This window comes from Ralstonia sp. PBBBR1 (assembly GCF_002256165.1).
GTDB classification, from domain to species: Bacteria; Pseudomonadota; Gammaproteobacteria; order Burkholderiales; family Burkholderiaceae; genus Ralstonia; species Ralstonia thomasii.
Map to the genome: position 1 here is coordinate 44317 of NZ_NKIL01000018.1, position 7209 is coordinate 51525.

Sequence of the window (7209 nt, forward strand, 5' to 3'; positions counted from 1 at the left end):
CCAGGGCCAGACCCGCGCCAGCGCTGCGCACTGTCACGTGTCTGGCTTGTCCTGTCACGGCCCTTGCCACGCCGCGCGAGGGTGCCGGCATCCGCCGCGCCAGCGCGCTACGCGCACTGTCACGTCGGCCGCTTCTCGGCCCCCTCGAAAACCGGCAGCACACAGCCCGTCAGCCGCGTCTGCATCCCCCCACAACCCCCGCACCTGGGGTGAGGGGGACTTGTGGGGGGATGCTTTGACGACGCGGCCGACAGGCTGTGTCTCACGCTGCCATCACCCCACCCTTCCCCAACCCCTTCCCGTGAGGGAAGGGGCTTATCTCCCCACCCCCCGCCCGCCCCCAGGGGCGGGAGCGAGGAAGGTCCGAGCGAGAGGATCGCTCTCAACAACCTCTAAAGGAGATTCACCATGTCTTACCTGTCGCTGCGCAATGCCAACGTCGTGCGCTCCAAGACCCCGCTGGCCGATGACGACATCCGCCGCGTTGCGCCCTCCATCTTCGCGGACGGCAAGCACGAAAGCCGCTCCGATCGGTATACCTACATTCCCACCATCGACGTGCTGAACGGCCTGCGCAAGGAAGGTTTTCAGCCGTACATGGCAATGCAGACCCGCGTGCGCGACGATGGCAAGCGCGAGCACACCAAACACCTGTTGCGCCTGCGCCATGTCGACCACGTGGTCGACGTGGGGCAAGAGGTAAACGAAATCGTCCTGCTCAACAGCCACGATGGATCGAGCGCCTACCAGATGCGGGCCGGTGTTCATCGCTTCATCTGCTCTAACGGCTTGGTGGTTGGCGACGACTTCGCGGACATCCGTATCCCGCACAAGGGCAACGTGATCGATCAAGTCATCGAGGGCGCATTCACCGTGCTCGATACGTTCGAGGCTGTGGACACGCAGCGCGACGGCATGAAGGCGCTCACGCTCAACGGCGGCGAGCAGCAGGCTTTCGCGCGTGCCGCGCTCGCCCTGCGCTACGACGAAACCGTGGCACCCGCTCCCATCACCGATACCGACCTGCTGAGCGTCCGCCGCATGGATGATCGCGCGCCCGACCTGTGGACCACGTTCAACCGCGTGCAAGAAAACATCATCAAGGGCGGTGTGCGCGGTCGCAATGCGACCGGCAAGCGCACCACCACGCGCGCCGTGAACGGCATTGACCAGGGCGTCAAGCTCAATCGCGCCCTGTGGGTGCTCGCTGAGGAAATGCGCAAGCTCAAGGCCTAGCCCATCGCGGCCAGCGCCCGGGCGGGCGCTGGCCGCTTTCCCTCTTCTCTCATTGGATACCCATCATGCAACGCAACCTGATTACCGTCCCCCTGTCCTGCCTTGTCGATTCCGACGCCAACGTGCGCACCGGCGAACTGCCGAACATCCCGGCGCTTGCCGCGACTATCCGCGTGCATGGCCTCATGCACCCGCTGGTCGTCACCGAAGTCAAAAAGGGCCGCAAGACCTGCTATCCCGTCGCCGCAGGGCGTCGGCGCCGCGCCGCTCTGGAACTGCTGCGCGATCAAGGCGCGATCGATGCCGATCATGAAGTGCTGTGCCTGCTGGCGGAGAGCGAAGCGGAGGCACTGGAACTGTCCACGGCGGAGAACATCGAGCGCGAAGACATGCACCCCGCCGACGAATATGAAGCCTTCCGCAGGATGGTGGACGCCGGCACCAGCATCGAGGACGTGGCAGCGCGCTACGGCGTCACGCCCGCTGTCGTGGAGCGGCGCCTGAAGCTGGCCAAGGTGTCGCCCGCGCTGATCGCCGCCTATCGCGCTGACGATATGTCGCTTGAACAACTGATGGCTATGACCGTCACGGACGATCACGCGGCGCAAGAACAGGTGTGGAAGTTTCAGCCTCACCATGAGCGCACGCCGGAAAAGCTGCGCCGCGCGCTGCTCGGACAGGACACCGTGCGCTCGGACAGCCCCCTCGCCGCCTATGTCGGCAAGGATGCCTATCTCGCTGCGGGTGGGCGCATGCAGGTGGACTTGTTCCAGTCCGCTGCCTACTGGCTTGACGGTGCGCTCGTGCGGGATATGGCGCTGGGCAAGATGGGCGCAGAGGCCGAGGCGATCCGCACCGCCGAGGGCTGGGCATGGGCGCTGGCGCTGCTGAATCCGAGCTACAGCGATATGGACGCTTTCGGCCACGCTCCGACAACCCTGCGCGAACCGACCAAGAAGGAAGCCGCCGCGATCAAGAAGCTGGATACCCGCAAAGCCAAGATCGAGCGCGACATGGGCAGCATGGAGGAACGAGGCGAGGAAGAATCCGAGGCGTATGCGGCGCTGTCTGACGAGTGGGACAAGATCGAAAGCGAATTGAGCGACCTGAGCGACCAGATGCAGGTCGTGGCCGACAAGAGTCTTGCGGGCGTTGTCGTTCTCTTCCAGCACAACACCGTCAAGATTCTGCGCGGCGCGATCAAGCCGGAAGACCGCAAGGCCGCTGCCAAGATCGAGCGCGCCGCCACGCGCGCCGCATCCGGTGACGGTGACGGCACCGACGCTGCACCCGCACCCACCCTTTCAGAAAAGCTCACCCGCGCCCTGACCGCACAACGCACCACGGCCCTGCAGGCGGTGCTGATCGAGCGCACCGATGTTGCGCTCGCCACGCTCGCTTATGGGCTGGTTTCGTCGCTGTGGTCGGAACGCTATTGGCGTGCCAACGCGGTCGGCGTGCGCACCACCGACATGCGCTACACCGTCACACAGGCTGATGCCAGCATCGAAACCTCGCGCGCGTGGCAGCAGATCGAGGCCGCAAGCGAAGCTTGGAAGACCCGCCTGCCGGAAGAACTCGATGCGCTGTGGCCGGTGCTTCTGGCGATGCCGCGCGACGAACTGCTGTCGCTGCTGGCCTTCTGCACTGCCGTGACAGTGAACGGCATCCAGCCGCGCGCGGGCGAGCACGAAACCGATGTGATCGCGCAATCCGTCGCGCTCGACATGGCCGACTGGTGGGAAGCCACCACCGAGAGCTACTTGTCGCACGTGCCCAAGGCACAAGTGCTGGCCGCAGTCACGGAAGGCGTCGGTGCCGCCGAGGCGGCACCGCTCGCCGCGATGAAGAAGGGGCAAATGGTGGAGGCCGCCGCGCGCGCGCTCGCGGGCAAGCGCTGGCTGCCCTCCGTCCTGCAAGCCAGCGCTACGCCTTAGAAAAAGACGGCCCCGCCCGCTCGCGCGGGCAACCCGACAAAGGTGGTCCGAGCCGAGGGCTCGGACCACGCAAGCCACAATCTATTGAAGACCAATCATGACCAAGACCACCGCAGCCAAGTCCGACAAAAACGAACTGATCCGCCACGCCATCACAGCATGCGGCTACCTCGTGCGCTGGGGTTCCCGGCTGACCTTGCCCGAGTTTGCCGCAGCGATCCGCCGCCACTCGACGGACCAACGCGCCGAAGCCGTGGCCGCCGCGCTGGAGTCGGCCACGGGCTTTGTGGCCCGAGACTGGCGCGGCTTGCGCGCGAACTGGCAATGCTGAACGTCTCTGGCCCCGGCCAGCGTGCCGGGGCTGTCATCTGCCCCATCACCGCAGGGAAACACCATGCTCAAGTCCCAAGACGATGCTACCCGCGCAATCAACCTCGCCGCGCGAAACCTGGAAACCACGACGGCGGCCATGCAAAGCAGCGCCGCACTGTGCCTGCTCGATGCGCGCGACCTGATGGCGCGCGGCAACCATGACCAGGCTGTGTGCCGTGCGCGCGATTCGCTCGCGTACAGCGTCGGCATTTTTCATCCCGACTACAAGACCGCAGCCACGATCTAGCGAGACCCATCATGAGCGACTTGGTAAAGAGCGTCAGCATCGCCAATCTGGCGAGCCAGCGCGCGGCAGTGGTGGAACGTGTGCGCCAAGCGCTGGACCTGCTGGGCGAGGCCCAGAAGCTGGCCAGCGGCGCGCATATCGGCTTTCCGCGCCTCGTCATTGACAACAGCTATTCGAGGCGCGGCACCGTGTGCGTGACGGGCGACTACGCGAAGCGTGACGAGGCGGAAACCTGCATCCTGCACACCATCGACGCCGAGGGCTGGAATTACCTGCTTCAGGAGTCCGGGCTGCGCACCTTGATGGATGCCACGGCCCGCGATACGTGGGCAAAACAGATTGCCGAGGGCGAGGTGCCTGAACTGACCGCCGCCAACATCGAGGCGACGTTCGGTCAACTCTACGAGGCGCGCGGCGACATGTTCGAGCGCGGCGTCCTGCAATGCTTCCGCCGACTTTCTTGGGACTACAAAACCAATCAGCCATTCAAGTTCGGCAAGCGGGTCATCGTGACGGGCCTGATGACAGGCGGCTATGCAGGCAGCCGCGCGACGAACGAACTGGACGATCTGATGCGCGTCTTCCACGTGCTCGACGGCCAGCCCGAAGCGGACCACAGGAACGGCATGCACGCGCTGATTTCCGGCGCGCGGCACGAAAGGCGCAGAGAAGCCGAAAACGCCTATCTGCATTTGCGCTGGTTCAAGAACGGGAACGGGCATGCCACGTTCAAGCGGCCCGATCTGGTGGACAAGCTCAATCTCATCTTGGCCAAGCACTACCCGGCCGCGCTCGCGGCCGAGCGGAGGCGGTGATGGGCTTTGCGCTCGATTTCGTATGTCCCTTTGAAACGCGACCGCCCGAGGTGCCGCCGTAGGATCAGGCAGCCGTCATGCCTGGATCGCGCGGCCGCCCAGCTGAGACGCCGGCGGCCGCCGGCGCCCCAGCTCGTGGCACCTGCGGTGCCCCAACCCGGCGCCTCCGCCTTGCGGCCGCGCCGGGCGTGCGGCGCCAGGCCAAAACAAAGGGCGGGAACCTTTCGGTTCCCGCCCTTTGTTCGTTCATATTCCAGGAAGACGCTAGAAGCCATCGCCGTTGCCAGCCGCACTATCGCGCAACTGGCGTGCGGAACGGGATATTTCTGACGGTGGCCACCAGGTGCGGCCATGGCAGAGACAGAGGCGCGCGGCTCGCCCGGTTCAGCGCCGGCTGTGCCGGCACCGAACCATGCGCACCGCCGGCGGCGCCGCGCACCAGGTGCATGCGCACCTGGCGAGCCGCCTGGTTGCTATGCCGCCATCGTCGTGTCTTCCTCCGGCTTTTTCCACGATGCGACACTGTTGTCAATTTGCGTGTGGCAGGTGTACAGCTTGGAAGCAATCCGGCCTGGCATGTAAGCAATGGCGATGCGCTCAGGCAGATTCAGCAACGTGTTGCGCGAAACGACCGGCTGTTCCTCCTTGCCAACCGTCCGATTCGCTTCCCACTGCTCGCCCCCGTGTTTGTTCGCCTTCGTCTGCTCGCGTTGCACCACATTGAGCCATTGCCCCGCCGACAGGTTTTCCGCCCACTCGGCAGTGCGCTCGTCAGCAGCGCGGTAAACGAACTTGATCGGCGTGTTGACCTCGAATTCCCGTGCCAGCGCCTTACCATCGAGCCGCTTGTCGTCCGGTGCTTCCAGGTTCGCAATCGACTGCGCGGCCAGCAGCATGTTGCACTGGTGCTGTCGGATCGTGGCCAGCGCCTCATTGATTTCCGCGCAGGCCAGGAACTTCAGCTCGTCAATGCCGAGCACAACGTGCGCCGGCCGCGTTGCATCGAGCCGCTTAATTTCCGTCACCAGCTCCGATATGTATGCCTTGGTCGCGGCCTTAATCACCGGGTCGGCCAGGTCACCACGCACATACACAATCGCGTTGTTCATCAGGCACTGTTCGATCGAATGGCCTTTGCGCTTCACGGACTGTGAGAACGTGTCGACACGCGACCATTCACGCAAGGAATCGCGCAAGGTCGACAGGTTGTCGCGCCCTGTTTCGGCGTTCTTTTTCACGTATTCCAACAGCGATTTGATCGTGCCGTCAGTGCCTTCGAGCGCGTCATCGAGCAGCCCGCGCTCCTTCGCCTTGTGCACATCGGCGTCCGTGCCGAAAGATTCCAGGTTGAACGCGCGCACGATGCGCGTGCGTCGTTGGCGGAATGCGCCGCCCAGGAACGGATGCCAAACGCCACGCCCTTCCGGATTCAAATCGAGATAGACGAAGCGGCGGCCGGCCGCCTTCGCTTCGTTCTGCAGCAGGTAGGGCAGCCAGTTGTCGCCCTTCGGATCGACGTAAAAAATGCCGAAACCAAACCGGATGCACTGCTTGAAGATGCTCTGCAGCACGATGCCCTTGCCATAGTTCGTCGGGCCGAGGATGGCGTGGTGCGTCGTGCGGAACCTGTCCAAATCGAAGTAAATCGGCTGGCCATCATCGTCCAAGCCGTAGAAGATTTTGCCGTCGACAAAGTAATCTTCCGGCTTGAACTCCTTCGCCTTGAGCGTGGCGACTTCCTCCCGTGCATCGACCAACTTGTCAGTCTCCTGCTCGATGCGAAGCGATCGCCAATACTTTGAAAGCACTGGAACAGCGTAGCGGTCCCACAGGAAACGCAGCGCCAGGCCAACCACGAACGCTCCCGCGACCATCATCCAGTAGCGGCCCAGACGATCAGCGCCCCACTCCAGGAACACGCTAGACGCTTGCCCAGAAGACGTGTCAGCCGAGAGAACGAAGCTGCAATACACCAACAACGGTATCGCCAAGATGCCCCAAAGCGCGGTGTATGCCGCCGCTTTGCGGACCCACAACACAAGATGAGCGACGAATGAGTCCTCGTCGTCCTTCAATGTCCACGGCACGGGATGCAGCAGTCCGACCGTGGCCAACGCCACGGCGAGCACGACCCAATACCACGGACTCGACCACGCCAGCAGGGCCATGATTGCCTTGCCGACCCATGCGTGCATTCCAAGGTGTCCGAGCATACGTCTACCTCATCTTGTTAGAAAACGGTGAAACCAGAGGGGGAAATCCCCCTCTGGTTTAGGCCAGTCAACTGCAAATAGAGCACAGCAGATCCGCCATAGGGCATCACCACTGGACCGGGTAGATAACGGTCTACGGCCGTACTGCAAGACGATGGTTTCCCACACCATCGACCCTGACGCGGGCTTGTGGCCCGTTTGACAACTGACTCTCCAGGTCAACGCCCGGATTGCCACAGCGAGCACGACGCGGTAGCGCCGGACCACTGTTTGCCGACAGCGAAAACATCGCTGCCATTCCCACCGGCCTGATTGCTGCCGGGTTGACTTTTCGGCGCCGAGGCGCCCACTGCTGTACTGCAATCAGTCCATACGGCGGGACTGATTTG

Annotated in this window: 6 protein-coding genes; 5 read left to right on the forward strand and 1 reads right to left on the reverse strand. The window is 63.7% G+C overall.

What is annotated here, in order from left to right; translation table 11 throughout:
• The first annotated feature begins 408 nt into the window (after positions 1 to 408).
• The 5 genes from CFE42_RS23545 (at position 409) to CFE42_RS23565 (ending at position 4607) form a co-directional block, all read left to right on the forward strand.
• Complete coding sequence (locus tag CFE42_RS23545; protein WP_009242026.1) at positions 409 to 1236, forward strand: DUF932 domain-containing protein; 828 nt, start codon at positions 409 to 411, stop codon at positions 1234 to 1236.
• A gap of 65 nt (positions 1237 to 1301) precedes the next feature.
• Positions 1302 to 3173 (forward strand): ParB N-terminal domain-containing protein, encoded by a 1872-nt coding sequence (locus CFE42_RS23550; RefSeq protein ID WP_009242025.1) that lies wholly within the window; start codon positions 1302 to 1304, stop codon positions 3171 to 3173.
• 97 nt (positions 3174 to 3270) lie between these two features.
• Positions 3271 to 3504, forward strand: a complete 234-nt coding sequence (locus CFE42_RS23555) for a hypothetical protein (protein WP_004636925.1) — start codon at positions 3271 to 3273, stop codon at positions 3502 to 3504.
• Positions 3505 to 3567: 63 nt separating this feature from the next.
• The gene (locus tag CFE42_RS23560) at positions 3568 to 3792 is read left to right on the forward strand and encodes a hypothetical protein (protein ID WP_004636923.1); all 225 of its coding nucleotides are present in this window, start codon (positions 3568 to 3570) and stop codon (positions 3790 to 3792) included.
• Positions 3793 to 3803: 11 nt separating this feature from the next.
• Positions 3804 to 4607: a DUF4942 domain-containing protein gene (locus tag CFE42_RS23565; RefSeq protein ID WP_004636921.1), complete on the forward strand. Its 804-nt coding sequence runs from the start codon at positions 3804 to 3806 to the stop codon at positions 4605 to 4607.
• A gap of 473 nt (positions 4608 to 5080) precedes the next feature.
• On the opposite strand, the gene CFE42_RS23570 is transcribed toward CFE42_RS23565, so the two are convergent.
• The gene (locus CFE42_RS23570; protein ID WP_225694743.1) at positions 5081 to 6802 is read right to left on the reverse strand and encodes a type IV secretion system DNA-binding domain-containing protein; all 1722 of its coding nucleotides are present in this window, start codon (positions 6800 to 6802) and stop codon (positions 5081 to 5083) included.
• Positions 6803 to 7209: the final 407 nt, after the last annotated feature.

Excerpts from the sequence above, each read along its gene's own strand:
- CFE42_RS23545 (WP_009242026.1), top strand. The coding sequence starts at position 409 with ATGTCTTACCTGTCGCTGCGCAATGCCAACGTCGTGCGCTCCAAGACC.
- CFE42_RS23550 (WP_009242025.1), top strand. The coding sequence starts at position 1,302 with ATGCAACGCAACCTGATTACCGTCCCCCTGTCCTGCCTTGTCGATTCC.
- CFE42_RS23555 (WP_004636925.1), top strand. The coding sequence starts at position 3,271 with ATGACCAAGACCACCGCAGCCAAGTCCGACAAAAACGAACTGATCCGC.
- CFE42_RS23560 (WP_004636923.1), top strand. The coding sequence starts at position 3,568 with ATGCTCAAGTCCCAAGACGATGCTACCCGCGCAATCAACCTCGCCGCG.
- CFE42_RS23565 (WP_004636921.1), top strand. The coding sequence starts at position 3,804 with ATGAGCGACTTGGTAAAGAGCGTCAGCATCGCCAATCTGGCGAGCCAG.
- CFE42_RS23570 (WP_225694743.1), bottom strand. The coding sequence starts at position 6,802 with ATGCACGCATGGGTCGGCAAGGCAATCATGGCCCTGCTGGCGTGGTCG.